The sequence below is a fragment of the Serratia sp. AXJ-M genome (assembly GCF_046531865.1).
GTDB lineage: Bacteria > Pseudomonadota > Gammaproteobacteria > Enterobacterales > Enterobacteriaceae > Serratia > Serratia liquefaciens.
On the sequence record NZ_CP059394.1, the window covers coordinates 4,284,101 to 4,302,071 of the forward strand.

Annotated in this window: 12 protein-coding genes and 1 tRNA gene; 6 read left to right on the forward strand and 7 right to left on the reverse strand. The window is 51.8% G+C overall.

Annotated elements, in window-relative coordinates; all coding sequences use genetic code 11:
* Nucleotides 1-718: 718 nt before the first annotated feature.
* From H0S68_RS20070 to H0S68_RS20090, 5 genes are all read left to right on the forward strand, one after another.
* Nucleotides 719-4,966 (forward strand): transporter substrate-binding domain-containing protein, encoded by a 4,248-nt coding sequence (locus H0S68_RS20070; protein WP_410528983.1) that lies wholly within the window; start codon nt 719-721, stop codon nt 4,964-4,966.
* 460 nt (nt 4,967-5,426) lie between these two features.
* Entirely contained in the window at nt 5,427-6,740 is a 1,314-nt protein-coding gene (locus H0S68_RS20075) for an MFS transporter (protein WP_130016945.1), read from the forward strand.
* A 9-nt stretch (nt 6,741-6,749) separates the two neighbouring features.
* Nucleotides 6,750-7,688, forward strand: a complete 939-nt coding sequence (locus tag H0S68_RS20080; protein WP_259218558.1) for a 2-hydroxyacid dehydrogenase — start codon at nt 6,750-6,752, stop codon at nt 7,686-7,688.
* Nucleotides 7,689-8,185: 497 nt separating this feature from the next.
* A complete protein-coding gene (locus tag H0S68_RS20085) occupies nt 8,186-8,815 on the forward strand; it encodes a LuxR family transcriptional regulator (protein ID WP_122080126.1) in 630 nt (209 codons plus the stop codon).
* Nucleotides 8,816-9,004: 189 nt separating this feature from the next.
* Nucleotides 9,005-9,484 (forward strand): hypothetical protein, encoded by a 480-nt coding sequence (locus H0S68_RS20090; RefSeq protein ID WP_259218557.1) that lies wholly within the window; start codon nt 9,005-9,007, stop codon nt 9,482-9,484.
* A 25-nt stretch (nt 9,485-9,509) separates the two neighbouring features.
* Here H0S68_RS20090 and H0S68_RS20095 read toward each other — a convergent pair.
* The 6 genes from H0S68_RS20095 to xerD all read right to left on the reverse strand — a co-directional run bounded on the left by H0S68_RS20095 (nt 9,510) and on the right by xerD (nt 15,928).
* Nucleotides 9,510-9,583 (reverse strand) — tRNA-Gly (locus tag H0S68_RS20095).
* Nucleotides 9,584-9,752: 169 nt separating this feature from the next.
* Nucleotides 9,753-11,270 (reverse strand): lysine--tRNA ligase, encoded by a 1,518-nt coding sequence (gene lysS / locus H0S68_RS20100; protein ID WP_020828465.1) that lies wholly within the window; start codon nt 11,268-11,270, stop codon nt 9,753-9,755.
* A gap of 9 nt (nt 11,271-11,279) precedes the next feature.
* Nucleotides 11,280-12,378 (reverse strand): peptide chain release factor 2 gene (gene prfB / locus H0S68_RS20105; protein WP_104410945.1). Its coding sequence is split into 2 segments (ribosomal slippage): nt 11,280-12,302 and nt 12,304-12,378, totalling 1,098 coding nucleotides; the frame shifts between segments, so codons are not numbered across the junction.
* A 166-nt stretch (nt 12,379-12,544) separates the two neighbouring features.
* On the reverse strand, nt 12,545-14,278 hold the full coding sequence (gene recJ / locus H0S68_RS20110; protein ID WP_115058104.1) for a single-stranded-DNA-specific exonuclease RecJ: 1,734 nt from the start codon (nt 14,276-14,278) through the stop codon (nt 12,545-12,547).
* A 6-nt stretch (nt 14,279-14,284) separates the two neighbouring features.
* Nucleotides 14,285-15,001 carry a bifunctional protein-disulfide isomerase/oxidoreductase DsbC gene (gene dsbC / locus H0S68_RS20115; RefSeq protein WP_115058103.1) on the reverse strand — a complete coding sequence of 239 codons (717 nt, stop codon included), beginning with the start codon at nt 14,999-15,001 and terminating at the stop codon, nt 14,285-14,287.
* 27 nt (nt 15,002-15,028) lie between these two features.
* On the reverse strand, nt 15,029-15,928 hold the full coding sequence (gene xerD, locus H0S68_RS20120) for a site-specific tyrosine recombinase XerD (RefSeq protein WP_020828470.1): 900 nt from the start codon (nt 15,926-15,928) through the stop codon (nt 15,029-15,031).
* Nucleotides 15,929-16,035: 107 nt separating this feature from the next.
* Here xerD and fldB point away from each other — a divergent pair, with 107 nt between their 5' ends.
* A complete protein-coding gene (gene fldB, locus H0S68_RS20125) occupies nt 16,036-16,554 on the forward strand; it encodes a flavodoxin FldB (RefSeq protein ID WP_020828471.1) in 519 nt (172 codons plus the stop codon).
* Nucleotides 16,555-16,590: 36 nt separating this feature from the next.
* Here fldB and creD read toward each other — a convergent pair whose 3' ends face one another.
* Nucleotides 16,591-17,955: a cell envelope integrity protein CreD gene (gene creD, locus H0S68_RS20130; RefSeq protein ID WP_410528984.1), complete on the reverse strand. Its 1,365-nt coding sequence runs from the start codon at nt 17,953-17,955 to the stop codon at nt 16,591-16,593.
* Nucleotides 17,956-17,971 lie beyond the last annotated feature (16 nt).

The window sequence follows — 17,971 nt, forward strand, 5'->3', positions numbered from 1 at the left end:
CGATACGCGATTCAACATGGCATGAATGGCTAAGATTATTTTATATTAAGCCCCAAAAAACCATTAGCAGTAACAATGAATCATACTATACCCTCTCGGTCACCACCATAGAGATAATTCACTTACCATTTGTTTTTATTAATGTTATGCGGATGTTGCCTGCCGGCGCCGTTCATTATTTTGTTGTTTAACAGATCATATCATTATTGAGAATTTCGCGCCCAGACCGTTGGAGAAAACCTGGACTCCAGACACAAAGCTTGTGTAAGGGAAATATTACACAAAATAACGTCAATGATTACAAAAAAATCAGGATTACCTTACAAAAATTGAAAGTATGTTCCGATGGGTTAAAGGAAAGCTCCACTATAATCTATCTATATCCTATCTCAACGCCTTACACCCATAATGTCTACACCTCCATTTGACAATATCCCTATAGAAACTGCACTTTATTAAGGTTCAACGGCCTCTGCCGTTTAACTATTTCCAGACTTTATGATTATCAATTAGTGCTAATTTACACCTCGTTAGCCTGGAAATTAAAATCCATGCATTCTACATAAAGCCATTGATAATCAATGCGTCGTTTTTAAACAAGGTATAAGCCGATATGTTCTTTATAACGCTTAAAAATAATTTAGTCGGCCTTATATTCTGGTTCGCATTAACCCTGTTTACACTGATCATGCCGGCACTTCACGCCGCAGAATTGACCATGGAAGAAAAAGAGTGGATCAGGTCCCACCCGGAACTGAGGGTCGGCACCTATGAAGGCGGATTACCTCCACTGGAAGATAGGGTTAAAAACCAATTAACCGGTTTTGCCCCTGACGTACTCAACGAAGTCACCAGTCGATTGAAATTAACGCTAAAGGTTAAAGAGTATCAAAATCGTCTCGATATGATGCAGGCACTGAGGCACGGTGAAATCGATGTGGTGATGAACATGTCCCCTACGTTCTCAGGCGCCAAATATCTGCGCTATAGCCAGCCTTACGGCGAGAACGATCTGATTATTGTCAGCGCCCGCGACAATCGGCACATTCTGGATCATTCAGACCTCGCCAAGGCATCGGTCGCCGTAGTCACCGGCTCACCCGAAGCTGAGCTGATCCCGGACGTTTATCCTGCCATCAGGCTGCATGAATTCGCCAACCAGACCGCGGCTCTGCTCAGCGTCGAGCAGGGCGAAACCGATGCATTCATCGGCAATCGCTACACTATCCGCTACCATATTGCCCTTAACAAAAGCGAAGCTTTCAGAACCGTGGGCAATGCCTATTTACCGCTGCAAACGTTAAGATTCGCCTTTCCACGGGAAAACTCGCTACTGGCCAACGCATTCGATGTGGCCATTACCGATATTGGCTGGCGTGAACAACAGGCGTTATTTGAAAAATGGGTCGCTCCTTTCCCTGCCCGGTTGCCAAAAACTGAACGTATCAATCTTTCTCCCGACCAGATTACCTTGCTGAACCAACTGCCACATCTGCAAGTCAGCAACCTGGAATCCTATCCGCCGTTCTCTTTCCGCAATCAGCATGGCGAACCCAGCGGCCTGGTCGAGGACTATTTCGATCTGATACGCCGCCAGCTGCAGCTTAAATCTGAACGTGTCAGGGTTCGTTCGCTGAATGAATTGATGAAAATGATCAAAGAGGGTGAGATCGATCTGGTCCCCGGTTTGCCGCCAACCGCAGAGCGCATGCAGTTTTTAGCGTTCAGCCAACCTTACGCGCGCTTTCCACTGATGATCGCTACGCGTAAAGAAACCAGCAATATCGAAGGTATCGAGAGCCTTGGCAAGGCGCGGGTAGCAATATCCGAGGACGCAGAGCCCATCCCAACGCTACTGCGTAAAAACCCGGAGCTGACGCTGATTCATACCGATACAGCCGAACAAGGTTTGCAGCTGTTAGCCGACCGCCAGGTAGATGCTTACATCGGCAATTTGGTGGTCACCGATCGCATTATTACCGAGCAATATCCCAATATATTAAAGGTCGCGGCTCCGACCGGTTACTATGCCGAACTGGCAGTAGCGGTCACCAAAAAGTACGCTTATGTCATCCCGCTGATCAACCAGGCTCTGGCAAATATCAGCACCGATCGCAAAGAGCAGATCCGCAGCGCCTGGTTCCCGATCACCTTCCATGAAGACCTCGATCTTATGGTTATCATCAGGAAAATTCTGCCCGCCATATTGGCCGTCGGCTTCATCATGGCACTGCTTATCATCGCCTATTGGCGTTTGCGCAAGGAGACCAGCCGCAGGATCCGCGCCCAGATAACCTTAGACGACCAGCTCAGTTTCCAGCATGCTCTGTTGGAAACCATCCCTTTCCCGGTATTGGGCAAGGACCACCGCGATCGTTATATCGCGGTCAACAGCGCCTTTGAGAAACTGACCGGTCATGCGTCCGCGCATATGTTGGGCAAAACGCCAGAAGAATGCGGCTACATCGATGCCATCGTATCGCTGGAGCGCGAACCGGAAAACCGCGCGGCTTTGTCAGCCGAGGAAGGCATCCACCGTCCACTGCGCTATGCCAATGCCAAAGGAGAAATGCGAGAGGGGTTGTTCTGGATAAAACCCTTCTTCAGCGTTGACGGGGGGCCTGGCGGCAGCGTTACCGTTTTGGTCGACGTCACGGATATCCGCCGTTCTGAAGAACGAGCTTTGATATCCGAAGCCCTGCTGACCGACGTGACCGAATCGCTGCCGGTTACCGTGTTTCAAGTCTGCCTTTCGGTCAATGGCGATATACATTTTACCTACGTAGCGGGTGCTGCAGAGGCCACCTTTGGCTTATCTGCCGAAACCATGATGGCAGACCATGAAAGCTTCCAGCAGCGGGTAAATGCCGAAGATCGATCCATGCTGCAAGAGAATTTGGTTCGCATGCAAGGTACGCTCGCCCCCTTCCAGAACGAATTCCGCATGCAGGTCAAAAACAATCAATGCTGGATCCGTGTCAATTCAGGCAAGGGCAAACGTGAGAAAAACGGGGATGTGTTATGGGGCGGCTACTTTGAAGATATTACTCAATCCCGCCGCCAGGAACGCATGCTGCTCGAGGCAAAAACCAAGGCGGAGGCCGCTGCCCGAGCAAAAGCGACTTTCCTGGCGACCATGAGCCATGAGATACGCACCCCGGTACACGGCATTCTTGGCTGGCTGGAGCTACTGGAAAGAACCCGACTGGACGATGAACAAAACAGAATGCTGGTTACGGTACAAAGCTCTGCGCAGCATTTGACCCAGGTGATTGACGATATTCTTGATTTCTCCAAGCTGGAAGCGGGCCAGGTCTCGCTGGAAAACCTGGCGATGGATATCCGGGTATTCCTGTCAGAAATGATGCAAACCCTGAACCTGCAAGCGTTGAAAAAGAGTCTGTCACTGCATCTGTATCTGGATAGCAGGGTTGCCCAAAAACTGTTGTTCGACCCAGTCAGGCTACGCCAAATTTTAATGAATTTTCTCAGTAACTCACTGAAATTTACCCATGCGGGTGACATTACGCTGCGGTTGGTTCTGCTCGGCGAGCAGAAGGGTCGGCAGTTTTTGCGTTTCAGTGTTATTGATACCGGGATCGGTATCCCTGCGGATATGCAGCAACAACTGTTCCAGCCTTTTCAGCAGGCAGAGGCTTCCACCACCCGCCGTTTTGGCGGAACCGGCTTGGGATTGGCTATCTCCAAAGGCCTGGCACAACAGATGAACGGGACGCTCACTATGCACAGTGAGCCGGGCGAAGGGAGCATCCTCAGTTTCGATGTTCATTTCGACGTCTATACACCGTCAGCGGCGTTGCCGGAACTGTCAGGTACCCGAGCGACCCTTTGGTGTGATGACGTCGTTATCAGCCAGAACCTGCGGGAAATGCTGTTGGCATTAGGCGTTACCGTCACCTGCCTGTCAGGTCCACAGACGCCGTCGCTTATCATGACCGGCTGCGATTTACTGTTTATAGAGGAAACCACGCTGACAACGCTTGCGATGCCTTCCACCACCAGGGACAACATGATCGTTTTGACTGAAAAATCACAGCCGGACAATTCGATCGATCCGCATATCCTCGACGTCACGCCATTATCGTGGGAGAAGGTTAAAAAAATCTGCGCCACTCTGCTCGTCGAGCAAAAAAAACAGGCCGTCAACGCCAACAAGCCAACGGTAGAAAATGTGCCAGATATCATCCAGAACCGCGAACATGCCCTGGCGAACGGAAGCCTGATATTGGTCGCCGAAGACCACCCTATCAGCCGAGAACTGATCAAACACCAGTTGCAAATGCTGGGCTATTGCTTCGACCTCGTCGAGGATGGCCGACAGGCTTTGCAGGCGATAGAAACTAACCGTTATGGCCTGGCGATTGTCGACTGCCATATGCCCTATATAGACGGTCTGGAATTAAGCCGCCTGGTCCGCCAAAAAGAGGCGGCGACGAAGAGTGCAAGACTGAAAATTGTCGCACTTACGGCAGGCGTACTGGAAGAACAAGAAGATCAGTGCATTGCCGCCGGCATGGACGCTTACCTGACAAAACCCATTGATATTAAAGGACTGAAGGAAATTCTCACTCGATTTATCACGCCAATAATGGTGACCGCAACAGCCCTTGGCGCAACCAACCCAAATCATTTGTTTAATGTCGACATGGCCTCCTTGAATAAGCGTTATGGTTCAGAAGAAAAAGCCAAAGTGGTCATAAGTATGATGCTGGGCAATCTGGAACATGGGCTGCATCAGTTGGCCGCCAGCCGATCTTCCACGCAGCAAGCTCTGATCGTACGCCATTTGGCATTGGATCTGGGGGCGCTTAATTGCCATATCATGGCCACGCAGGCGACAAGATTGGAGACACGGTTAAATCAGGGAAAAATCAATCTCACCGGCGATCTGCAGGATTTTAAACAGGCTATTGCGCAGTTGATCCTGCAGTTGCACATGCTATAACTGCAAAAAATAGCTTGCCGATGCTATTTTGGGAGGAAGTCTCCATCAATACTTGATTGATTGATTGATTGATTGATTGATTGAGATATTTAATTGACAGATATATTGATAACCAAGTAACAATGATAACACAATCATTTGCAGTGTAGATTAATTAATATTTAAAACAACACTAAACGTTATATTCCACCCAACCAATTATTAAATAACTCACTTATTAAAACACCTACCAGATCACTTCAGCAATCAACAAGATAAACTCAACCAGTTAAATAAAAAAACAAACAACAAGAATAACTTAAAAGCTCGACAATCTTGTTTAAGAAAATAATCATAGCACCAGTGATGCAACTGTGATAAATCAGATCATAGAAAATAAGCCAAAAAAACACAGTTACAAAGAAACCACAAAATTAATTCAAAAAATCGCCCTCATTAATTTTTATACAGGCCAGGTAAAATGGATAATAACCTACATCACTCAACTGTAAAGAAAATAAATTTAAGACTAATTCCATTCATCATGCTGCTGTATTTAATTGCATATATAGATCGTGCAAATATTTCCGTGGCCGCATTACAAATGAATGCCGACTTGGCATTAACTGCAGAAATGTATGGCATTGCGGCCGGCATATTCTTCGTCTCCTACATTCTCTTTGAAATTCCCAGCAATATTATTCTTACTCACGTAGGGGCGAAAATCTGGATCGCCCGCATAATGGTCACCTGGGGCATCATTGCCATGGGAATGAGCCTGGTGCAAACGCCTCTGCAGCTCTACATTATGCGCTTTCTGCTTGGGGTGGCGGAGGCCGGTTTTACGCCCGGGATCATCTATTACCTTTCCTGCTGGTATCCTCGTAGCGATCGTGCCCGCGCCATGTCGATGTTTTATATCGGCGCAGCGCTGGCTTCGCTCATTGGTTTACCGATCTCCGGCGCTATTTTACAGATGAATGATGTGCTGAGTATCGCCGGTTGGCGCTGGTTATTCCTGCTGGAAGGTGCCCCGGCAGTGTTGTTGGGCATCGCGGTTTACTTCTACCTGGATAACAAACCGGAAGACGCCAAATGGCTGAAACCCCAGCAGCGCGCCTGGTTGACAGGCATACTCACGCAAGAAGCCAGGCAGACACCTACCCAGCAAGAGCACCATTGGCAGGCCGCGTTCAAAAACCGCAAAGTATGGCTGCTGAGCCTAATGTGGTTATTGCAAGCCTTCGGTACCATCGGCATTGGCCTGTTTCTGCCATTGATTATCAAAGGCGTGGTCAGCGAGCAAAGCAATTTCATCATTACCCTACTTTCCGCCGTCCCCTTTTTGTTCGCCTGCCTGTTTATGTATTTTAATGGTCACTATTCCGACACCCACCGCGCCCGCGCATTGCCCCTGGGGCTACCGCTAATCTTTTCCGGACTGCTGCTACTAATGGCCATATTCAGCACCAACCTGGCGTTAGCCTATGTTCTGCTGGTGTTCACCATTGCGCTGAACTGGGCGATCATCCCTATCTTCTGGGCAGTAACAACGGAAACGGTGTCCGGCGTAGCGGCAGCGGCCTCCATTGCGTTGATCAATGCCGTGGCCAATATCGTTGGGCTGGCGTTACCACCGGTTATTGGCCGAATTAAAGATATGACCAACAGCTATGATGCCGCCTTAATTATGGTAGCTATTGCGTTGGTATTAGGGGGAATTATCGGTTTGCAAGTTGGGCGCCGGAAGCACATCGCCAAACTGCCGGTACATCAGGACATGCCAGAACATTAAGGAGCAAGTATGACAAACGTTATTTTGCAGATGGCACCAGTGCCCATGCAATTGACTCAGCGCCTGCAACAGCATTTCACCTTAGTCAATTACGCCCAACTTACCCCGGAGCAACAGGTTGAACTGTTACCTCAGGTTCGCGTTTTATTAATCAACGGTGAAACATCTTTGAGCGACGCTGCCATGGCATGCTTTCCCAACCTGCAGCTGATTGCCGTTTTTGGCGTAGGGTATGAGCGAGTGGATGCCCACGCGGCCCACAAACGTAACATTCAGATCAGCAATACGCCGGGCGTGCTCACCGACGACGTTGCCGATTTGGCATTTGGGCTGATACTGGCCTGCGCCCGCCAGATTGTCGGCGCACAGCGCTTTATCGAACGCGGTGACTGGGTCGACCAGAGCTTCCGCTGGACACGCAAGGTCAGCGGCAGCCGGCTCGGCATTCTCGGTCTGGGTCGTATTGGCCGGGCTATCGCCCGGCGCGCTTCGGCGTTTAATATGTCAGTGTGTTATCACAGCCGTACTCGGCACGCGGGCTTTGAGGGTGAGTACTGTGCAACGCCGCAAGCACTGGCAGCGAACTGTGATTTCCTGGTGGTGTGCGCCCCTGGCGGAGAAAGCAGCCGCGCCCTGGTCAATGCCGAAGTATTACAGGCTCTGGGCCCCACAGGTATTTTAATCAATATCGCTCGAGGCTCGGTGGTGGATGAAGCGGCTTTGGTGCATGCCATTGAGCATAAGTTGATTGCCGGTGCGGGGCTGGACGTGTTTTGCGATGAGCCGCGAGTCCCAGGCGCGCTGTTGCAACGCGATAACGTGGTGATCACTCCCCATATGGGCAGCGCCACGCAGAGTACCCGCAAAGCAATGTCGGAACTGGTTTACGAAAATATTAGCGCCTACTTTTCCGGCAAGTCTTTGCTGACTCCAACAGATAAGCCTTAATTTCGACGGGAGGCAACACGGGTTCAATTCTAATATGCGAAAGGAATTGTTCCCTGGTCACTCAGCATTAAAACCCTTCCGGATTGTACAACCCGCACTCAATTCAGGTATGCCACTGATAGTACAAGGTTACATAGTTTTACTTAAAACACTTAAATATTACCATAACAAATAATAATTACCTGAGTTAGCACATACAAAATATAAAAAAACACACAACATTGTAATTTTCAATTAACACAATAAAAAACCATCCTTGTAATACAACAAGTTGATTTTCGAGCGCGATTACCAATAAACATGGCATATTAAGTCGAAAACTCTGTTTTATTCCATTAACGCAAAACCATATCCATAATTATCATAATTAACGATATAATCATCCAACAAAAGCATGGATCAGGCTTATCACCCATATCCGCCTTCAATCGCCTTACGCGATTATAGTTCAACGTGAATATGGCGTCTAAATACGATTTAGAGGGAAGGAACCACTTATGCTCAAAGAATCAATAACCGTATTATTATCAGACAAAAATCGATTTTTTATAGATGGCCTCCAGCAAGCACTGGAGATCTACTTCCACTCAAAAAATGTGAATGTGCGATTTACCGAAAATACCTTCGAATACAGGACCGCCGACATCATCTTTCTGGCAGCGAATCCAAGCGAAAGCACCTTGCCTCATTATCTGTATTCGCAAGCGAAGGCTTGTTGTCCATTGGTTTTCTTGATTGAGGAGGAACGAGGTTCAACGCCGGTAGCCAACAGCGCCAGCCGGATGAAATTCACTTATATCTCGCGTAACAAAAGTGTAGAGGCTCTATTTGAAGCTATTGAACGTGTTATTTTCTCTAAAATAATTCAAAATAAAAGAAATCGCTGCAGTTTTAATAACGCCTCCAGACTCGCCAAGTTCTCTACCAGAGAGTACGAAGTCATTCATTATCTTTCCTTGGGCCTACCCAACATTTCGATTTCACGAAAATTGAATCTCAGTGAAAAGACCATCAGCCAACATAAACGTAACGCGATGCGAAAACTGAATTTCAAACGTAATGCTGAACTGCATTTTTGGTTGTTGTGTGGTGGTTTGAAGGACGTTGGGAAACATATTCTGATGTAACCTTCTCACAGGGAGATCCATCATTACTTTCAAGCATCTATTTCTCCAAAGGCAGGCTAAATATGGGGATAAATACATTTTCTCTATTCGATTTACAGCATGCCTTATCGGTGTTTTCGATTGTCCGGTCAACAATAAATTACGGGTAATCGACAACTCAGCGACTGCACAACGGAAGGAAACCGCAAAGTGAGACTAAACCGTGCAACCCTGCTTGGTTTACTCAGCATGCTACTATTGCTGCTGGCGCTACTGCCATCACTTTTGAGAATCATTAACGTTTCCAATATTCCTGCGATTTTGCACTCTACGCAAGATGATAACCTGTCGCCTAATAGCCATCAGATCGGGGATATAAATCAACCGACCAGCGGAAAGCATCAAGGGCAGTTAACCGACAATTCAGCCCTGACGCCGCAAGCCGAGGTCAAAATCAGCCGGGGGGATACCGGAGTCAGATCGGTGTCTAAGCTACGCATAAAATCACTTACGCAAGAGAGCAAAACCCCAAGGATGAATCTGGCAGATTTGCAAAAAAGTGATTCTGGCTTACCGGCCGAAAACACTTTGGCCAAATTCAATTTTCAAATCATCCAGCAGGAAGTGAAAAAATTTATCAGGAAAAGAATACTGTCACGCAAAAAACTAGCGGGTTCGAATTTGGAGTAAATGGAGATGTCTGCAGAAGTGTGCTTGGAGCGGGTGAAGGGAATCGAACCCTCGTATGCAGCTTGGGAAGCTGCCGTTCTACCATTGAACTACACCCGCATCGGTGTGCGGCAGTCATTATAACCGGTTATCCCTGCCGGGCAAGCGGAGATAGCATGTAACTGCTGATGTTTTAAGCAGTTAGCAGCCATGGGCTTCTTATCCTACCCAACGGGCAAAAAAAACCGGCGCAGTTACCTGCACCGGTTGATATTTACTCTGTGAAACGTTATTTCTGCGGGCGCATGGCCGGGAACAGGATCACGTCACGGATAGTGTGACTGTTGGTGAACAGCATAACCATACGGTCGATACCGATACCCAGGCCTGCAGTTGGCGGTAAACCGTGCTCCAGCGCAGTGACGTAGTCTTCGTCGTAGAACATGGCTTCATCATCGCCGGCGTCTTTTGCATTAGCCTGGTCAGCGAAACGCTGCGCCTGGTCTTCTGCGTCATTCAGCTCGGAGAAGCCGTTACCGATTTCACGGCCGCCGATAAAGAACTCGAAGCGGTCGGTGATTTCCGGGTTGTTATCATTACGACGTGCCAGCGGGGACACTTCCGCCGGGTATTCAGTAATGAAGGTCGGTTGAATCAGATGGCTTTCCGCCACTTCTTCGAAGATCTCGGTCACTACGCGACCCAGGCCCCAGCTCTTCTCAACCTTGATGCCAATGGATTCGGCGATAGCCACCGCTTTGCCCATGTCAGCCAGATCGGCCAGATCGGTTTCCGGACGGTATTTTTTGATCGCTTCGGTCATGGTCAGCTTTTCAAACGGCTTACCGAAGTCGAACACTTCATCACCGTACTGTACCTGAGTGTTACCCAGCACTTTCTGGGTCAGGGTACGGAACAGGGATTCGGTCAGTTCGATCAGATCTTTGTAATCCGCGTAAGCCATGTAGAGTTCCATCATGGTGAACTCTGGGTTATGACGCGGAGAAACGCCTTCGTTACGGAAGTTACGGTTGATCTCGAACACACGCTCGAAACCGCCGACTACCAGACGCTTCAGGTACAGCTCTGGCGCGATACGCAGATACATATCGATGTCCAGCGCATTGTGGTGTGTCACAAACGGACGTGCGGAAGCACCGCCAGGGATCACCTGCATCATAGGGGTTTCGACTTCCATGAAGCCGCGTTCCACCATGAAGTTACGCATTGCCGCCATGATCTGAGAGCGCACCTGGAAGGTCTTGCGCGATTCGTCGTTGGCGATCAGATCCAGATAACGCTGACGGTAACGGGTTTCCTGATCCGCCAGACCATGGAACTTGTCCGGCAGCGGGCGCAGGGCCTTGGTCAGCAGACGCAGTTCGGTGCAGTGGATGGACAGCTCGCCGGTCTTGGTCTTGAACAGCTTGCCGCGTGCGCCAACGATATCGCCCAGGTCCCACTTCTTGAATTGTTCGTTGTAAACGCCTTCCGCCAGATCGTCGCGCGCAACGTACAGCTGGATACGACCGCCAACGTCCTGCAGCGTGACAAATGACGCTTTACCCATGATACGGCGTGTCATCATGCGGCCGGCTACTGTGACTTCTACGCCCAGCGCTTCCAGCTCTTCGTTGTCTTTTTCGCCGTACGCTGCATGCAGCTTGTCTGACGTGTTGTCACGACGAAAATCATTCGGGAACGCAATGCCGTTCTCGCGCAGCGCAGCCAGTTTCTCACGGCGTGACTGCAACTCGTTATTGAGATCCAACGCCTGATCGGCGCCTTGTGGTTGTTGCTCAGACATTTCTGTTCCTTATAACCCGGCTTTCAAACTTGCCTCAATGAATTTATCCAGGTCGCCATCTAATACGGCCTGCGTGTTGCGCGTTTCAACGTTAGTGCGCAAATCCTTGATGCGGGAATCATCCAGCACGTATGAACGGATTTGGCTGCCCCAACCGATATCCGACTTGTTGTCTTCCATCATCTGTTTATCAGCATTTTTCTTTTGCATCTCAAACTCATACAGCTTGGCACGCAGCTGTTTGAACGCTTGATCCTTGTTCTTATGCTGAGAACGGTCGTTCTGGCACTGCACTACGATGTTGGTCGGTAAGTGGGTAATACGCACCGCCGACTCAGTTTTGTTTACGTGCTGACCACCTGCACCGGAAGCGCGATATACGTCGATACGCAGATCCGCCGGATTGATTTCAATATCAATGTCGTCTTCCACTTCCGGGTAGATAAACACCGAACTGAAGGAGGTATGACGACGGCCACCGGAGTCGAACGGGCTCTTGCGCACCAGGCGATGTACGCCGGTTTCAGTACGCAACCAGCCAAACGCATAGTCACCGATAATCTTGATGGTGGCGGATTTCAGCCCCGCGACGTCGCCGTCGGACTCTTCAATCACTTCCGTTTTAAAGCCTTTGGCTTCGGCCCAGCGCAGGTACATGCGCAGCAACATGCTGGCCCAGTCTTGCGCTTCGGTACCGCCGGAGCCTGCCTGGATGTCCAGGTAGCAATCAGCACTGTCGTATTCACCAGAGAACATACGACGAAATTCTAGTTGCTCCAGCTTGGCAGACAGTTGATCAAGCTCAATGACGGCTTCGTTAAAGGTTTCTTCATCGTCGGCTTCCACCGCTAATTCCAGCAGGCCGGTGACATCTTCGCCACCTTGCTCCAGTTGGTCGATGGTTTCAACGATGGCTTCGAGCGCCGCGCGCTCTTTACCCAGCGCCTGTGCGCGCTCGGGTTCGTTCCAGACGTCAGGCTGTTCCAGCTCCGCGTTGACTTCTTCTAGGCGTTCTTTCTTGGCATCATAGTCAAAGATACCCCCTAAGAACGGCAGTCCGCTCGGACAGGTCCTGAATACGGTTTTTTACCGGATTAATTTCAAACATGGTTTTTAGCGTTCTTTTTCGTTAGATGTCGTCGATGGCGAAATGCCATTAGAACCGGTAATTCTATCGGATCCAGGCGTCAGTTTATAGCGAGTTGCTCAGTTTTTGTGGGCAAGAAATGTGGCCGGGGCAAGGCAGGCTAACCCCGGCTAAAGGGAAGTGCGAATCAACGCGGCCAGAGATGCTGAATCAACAGTTGCACGTTGCGGTTGCCGCGAAACTCATTGACGTCGAGTTTGTAAGCCAGTTCGACCTCACGCACGCTGCTGTCTGGCCACAGCGTGGTATCCACGTTGAAGGCGATACCGTCAAGCAGCGGTCCGCCACCGAGCGGCTCGACCATCAGCTTCAGGTGTTTTTCACCCACCAGCCGCTGTTGCAAAATGCGAAACTTGCCGTCAAAGGTCGGCTCGGGGAAAGCCTGCCCCCAGGGGCCGCCCTCACGCAACAGCTCGGCGGTTTCCAGCGAAAGCTCTTGCAAGGCCAGCTCACCGTCAGACCAGATAACCCCTTCCAGCATCGCCGGATCAAGCCATTCTCCGACCAGATCGCCAAAGCGCTGGCGGAACTCGTCGAATTTGGCCTCTTCCAACGACAGTCCGGCCGCCATGGCGTGGCCACCGAACTTCATCATTAGCCCAGGATTAAGCGTATCCAGCCGTTCCAGCGCATCGCGCATGTGCAGACCGGCTATCGAACGGCCGGAGCCTTTCAAAATGCCCTCGCCCGCCGGCGCGAACGCGATCACCGGGCGATGGAAGCGTTCCTTGATGCGTGAAGCCAAAATCCCCACCACGCCCTGATGCCATTCCGGATGGTACATTGCCAGCCCGTAGGGCAAGGCGGTGCTGCTGCGTTCCAGTTGGTCGCACAGCTGCAAGGCTTCAACCTGCATGCCTTGCTCAATCTCGCGCCGCGTCAGGTTAAGCGCATCCAGATCGTTCGCCAGCATACGTGCCTGCGCAATATCGTCGCTCAGCAGCAGCGCCACGCCAATCGACATATCGTCCAGTCGCCCGGCAGCATTGAGGCGCGGGCCCAATGCAAAACCAAGATCGTTGGCCGCCAGCTGACGCGCGTCGCGGTTAGCCACTTCCAGCAGCGCACGAATGCCCGGTCTGCACTTGCCGGCGCGAATACGGTTCAGGCCCTGATACACCAAAATACGGTTATTGGCGTCGAGCGGTACCACGTCGGCAACCGTACCTAGCGCCACCAGATCCAACAGTTCGGCAAGATTTGGCATCGCCAGCGCCCGTTGTTCAAACCAGCCGCTGTCCCGCAGCCGGGCACGCAGCGCCAGCATCAGGTAGAAAGCCACCCCGACGCCGGCCAGGGATTTGGACGGAAACTCGCAGCCGCGCAGGTTCGGGTTGACGATCGCCTCCGCTGCCGGCAGGGTTTCTCCCGGCAGGTGGTGGTCGGTCACCAGCACCTGTATGCCTTTAGCGTGCGCCACATCGACGCCCGCGTGAGAAGAGATGCCGTTATCCACGGTCAGGATCAGCTCGGCACCGCGCGTCGCCGCTTGCTCCACCACTTCGGGGCTCAGGCCGTAGCCGTCCTCAAAGCGATTGGGCACCAGATAGTCGACGGCACTGCCACCCATACTGCGCAGCGCCAGCACCGTCAGGGCGGTACTGGTGGCGCCATCAGCGTCGAAATCCCCCACCACCATGATGCGACGATGATCGGCCAATGCCTGTTGCAGGATCCCCACGGCGGTATCAATACCGTCCAGCTGCTGCCAGGGCAGCATGCCTTTGACGCTGCGCTCCAGCTCCTGCTCCGCCTTCACACCGCGCAGCGCGTATAAACGGCGCAGCAGCGGATGCAGGCTGGCAGGCAAATGGCTGCCGTCCGCCGTTTCACGGCGGCGAAGTTGTGTTTTGATGCTCACCGGCGATTAACCACCGGTTTTAGTTGCGGTCTGATGTGCGTCCAGCATGGCGGCCATCTCTTTCGGTCCCTGATAACCCGGGATCATCATGCCGTTTTCCAAAATGATCGCCGGGGTACCCTGAATGCCGAACTGCACGCCGAGCGCGTAGTGTTTGCTGATGTCGGTTTTACAGGTTGCCGGGGATACTGCGTCGCCTTTCATTGCCTGGTCGAAAGCTTTGGCTTTATCAGCGGTACACCAGATGGACTGCATGTCTTTTTCGGCCTGGGAATTCAACCCCTGACGCGGGAACGCCAGATAGCGGACGGTAATGCCCAGATCGTTATACTCTTTCATCTGCTCGTGCAGCTTGTGGCAATAGCCGCAGGTGATATCGGTAAACACGGTGATCACGTGCTTTTGCTTCGGCGCTTTATAAACGATCATCTGATCTTTCAGCGCTTCCAATTTGCCGGTCAGCAGTTGATTGGTGACGTTGACCGGCTCTTTGCCACTGACGTCGTACAGCGGGCCTTGCAGAATGTGTTTGCCGTCTTCGCTCACGTACAGAACGCCGTTATCGGTCAGCACGGTTTTCAGGCCGCTCACCGGTGAAGGCTGCACGTCCGCCTGCTGAATGCCCAGGCTGCCAAGCGCTTTTTGAATTGCCGCATCGTCGGCATGGGCCGCGCCGGTTACAGAAGCCACCAGCAGAGAGAGCAGCATTAAACCTTTCTTCATTCTTCCAATCCTTTTGAACCCGGCGTGTCAGGCACGCGGGTGGTGCTGTTGATGTAGCTGTTTAAGCCTTTCGGTCGCTACATGCGTATAAATTTGCGTGGTCGAGAGATCGCTATGTCCCAGCAACATCTGTACGACACGAAGATCCGCCCCATGGTTCAGCAAATGGGTGGCAAATGCGTGACGCAACACGTGCGGCGACAGCCTCTCGCTGTCTATACCCGCTAGGATCGCATAGTGTTTGATACGATGCCAGAACGTCTGTCGGGTCATTTGCTGGCAACGATTGCTGGGAAACAACACGTCCAGCGCCTGACCGTTGACCATCCATGGGCGGCCGTGTTCCAGATAATTTTCGATCCAGTACACCGCCTCTTCACCCAGCGGCACCAGCCGTTCCTTGTTGCCTTTACCTATCACCCGCACCACGCCCTGGCGCAGACTGACGTCGCTGATGGTCAATCCGACCAGTTCGGAGACCCGCAACCCGGTGGCGTACAACACTTCCAGCATCGCCTTATCACGCAGTTCCAGGGGCTGATCGACACAGGGGGCCTGCAGCAACGCATCGACCTGCGCTTCGCTGAGATCTTTCGGCAACCGCTGCGGCAGCTTAGGTGAGGCAAGCAGCGCGGTGGGATCGTCGGTGCGCATATTTTCACGGTACAAATATTGGAACAGGCGGCGCATCGCGCTCAGCAAACGCGCGGAGCTGGTAGCTTTGTAGCCGCCCTCCACCCGTTCGGCGAGAAACGCCTGCAGATCCAGCGCCTGCGCCTTTACCAGCGAAATGTTTTGTTGGTTCAGCCAGGCGACCAGCGCCTGCAGATCCAGCCGGTAAGAGGCCAGCGTATTCTCTGCCAGATTGCGTTCGAGCCACAGCGCATCCAGGAATTGCTCAATCAACGCATGATCTTGCTGTTGCACGCGGTCCTCTCTTTGTTACGTTTATGCCACAGGCATTATGCCTTAAACCGGTACAAATCGGGTATACTCGACGCAATTCTACCTACGGCAATATAAACGGTTTACACATGAAGATTGGTCTGTTTTACGGCTCCAGCACCTGCTACACCGAGATGGCGGCAGAAAAAATCCGTGAGATTCTGGGTGAAGACCTGGTCGACCTGCACAACCTGAAAGACGTCTCTCCCAAGCTGATGGAAGAGTACTCCATCCTGATCCTCGGCATCCCCACCTGGGACTTCGGTGAGCTGCAGGAAGACTGGGAAGCAATTTGGCCGCAGTTGACCACGCTGGATTTGAAAGGGAAAATCGTTGCCATGTATGGCATGGGCGATCAACTCGGTTACGGCGAATGGTTCCTCGATGCACTCGGCATGCTGCACGATCATATCGCCCCGCTCGGCGTGCAGTTTATCGGCTTCTGGCCCATCGACGGCTTCGAGTTCACCAGCCCTAAACCGCTGAGCGCCGACGGCAAACACTTTGTCGGCCTGGCGCTGGATGATGTGAACCAATACGACATGAGTGAAGACCGCATGCAGCAGTGGTGCGAACAGATCCTATTGGAAATGGAACCCCTGCTGTAATGCCTTTGGGCGCGGTTGCCGCGCCCAATTGCTTGCCTATTTCCACAACCGGAAGCGGTTTTCCTCTTCTCCTGCTGGCGTCTCGCCGCTCAAACGTGCCGGGTCGGCCACCTGATACCAGTCCAGCTTGCGCGTCAACAGCATAATCCCCGCCAAAATCGCAAACAGCAGCCCCGCGCCCAGCACCAATGCGTTATCCTCCGACTGCAGCAGCAGGTACAACACGCCATACAGCATCAGCAGGCTGGCGGCGAACAGCGTACCGCGTAACCGGCCGCGCAGAACCGCACTGAGATAAAAGGCGATCAGTCCACTGCAGGCGATACTGGCCAGCAGATAGGCAGTGGCGAAACCGAAATGTTCAGAGAACGCCAGCAGGATCAGGTAGAACAGCACCAGCGCCGCACCGACCAACAGATATTGAATCGGATGCACCCGCAGCCCGGTCAGGGTTTCGAACAGGAAGAACGCCATAAACGTCAGGCCGATAAACAGCACTGCGTATTTCACCGCGCGTTCGGTCAGTTGATAGTGATCTACCGGCTCGATCAGGCTGGTGCTAAAAGCCGGCAGCTTGTCTTCGTCGAGGATCCCGTCATCGTAGTGAAAAGCACTGTTGATATTGTTAGCGAACCAGGTGCTGCGCCAGCGGGCGCTAAAGCCTTTCTCGGTCACTTTGCGCTCGTCTGGCAAGAAGTTGCCGAGGAAGTTCGGATGCGGCCAGTTGCTCTGCAGCGTCAATTCGCTGCTGCGCCCAAGCGGCACCAATGACAGGCTGCTGGTTCCCGCCAGCGTAAGGGTGAAATCGGCATCCAATCCGGTTTTTTGCAGCGAAGCCAATGTTAGCGGAGCATGGATCCCCTGCGGCAACACGTTTACCTGAGTGCCCGGCTCGAAGGTCGTCTGCGACTGCGTGCTGATAAGCGGCGAGATGCTCTTGATACCACGTGAATCACTCAACGAGACCAACAGGAAAGGTTGGCCAATCATGACATTGCTGCGTTGCAGGTCACTCAAATCCGGCTGACCGAATTTCACCTGAAACTTCAGCGGCCCTTGGTACACCTGCGTTTGGTAAATCCCCAGCTTGCGCACTTCCACGTTCGGCTTGCCGTTCACCTGCAGGTTTTCCGGCAGCAGATAGCGATGATGTCTGACCATTTGCACCACTTTCTGCCCCTTATCGTCGGTCTTTTCTTCCCTTTCGGTGTAAGGAATGACAATCAACGGCCCCAAAATACGCTGTGCGCGGCTGGTGCTTTCACTTACCTGCCCCACCACGCTCTGGCGGTAGCCACTGCGCTCTTCAATCACATTCATTAACTGCGTCACCGGGATAATCATCAAAATCATCAATCCCAGCAGGGTGGCTATTTTCCAAAACAGTACCGATTTCATCATCGCTGCGCGCTCCTTG

Bases quoted from the DNA above. Each gene is read 5' to 3' on its own strand.
- H0S68_RS20070 (WP_410528983.1), top strand. From the start codon at position 719: ATGGAAGAAAAAGAGTGGATCAGGTCCCACCCGGAACTGAGGGTCGGC.
- H0S68_RS20075 (WP_130016945.1), top strand. From the start codon at position 5,427: ATGGATAATAACCTACATCACTCAACTGTAAAGAAAATAAATTTAAGA.
- H0S68_RS20080 (WP_259218558.1), top strand. From the start codon at position 6,750: ATGACAAACGTTATTTTGCAGATGGCACCAGTGCCCATGCAATTGACT.
- H0S68_RS20085 (WP_122080126.1), top strand. From the start codon at position 8,186: ATGCTCAAAGAATCAATAACCGTATTATTATCAGACAAAAATCGATTT.
- lysS (WP_020828465.1), bottom strand. From the start codon at position 11,270: ATGTCTGAGCAACAACCACAAGGCGCCGATCAGGCGTTGGATCTCAAT.
- dsbC (WP_115058103.1), bottom strand. From the start codon at position 15,001: ATGAAGAAAGGTTTAATGCTGCTCTCTCTGCTGGTGGCTTCTGTAACC.
- fldB (WP_020828471.1), top strand. From the start codon at position 16,036: ATGAAGATTGGTCTGTTTTACGGCTCCAGCACCTGCTACACCGAGATG.
- creD (WP_410528984.1), bottom strand. From the start codon at position 17,955: ATGATGAAATCGGTACTGTTTTGGAAAATAGCCACCCTGCTGGGATTG.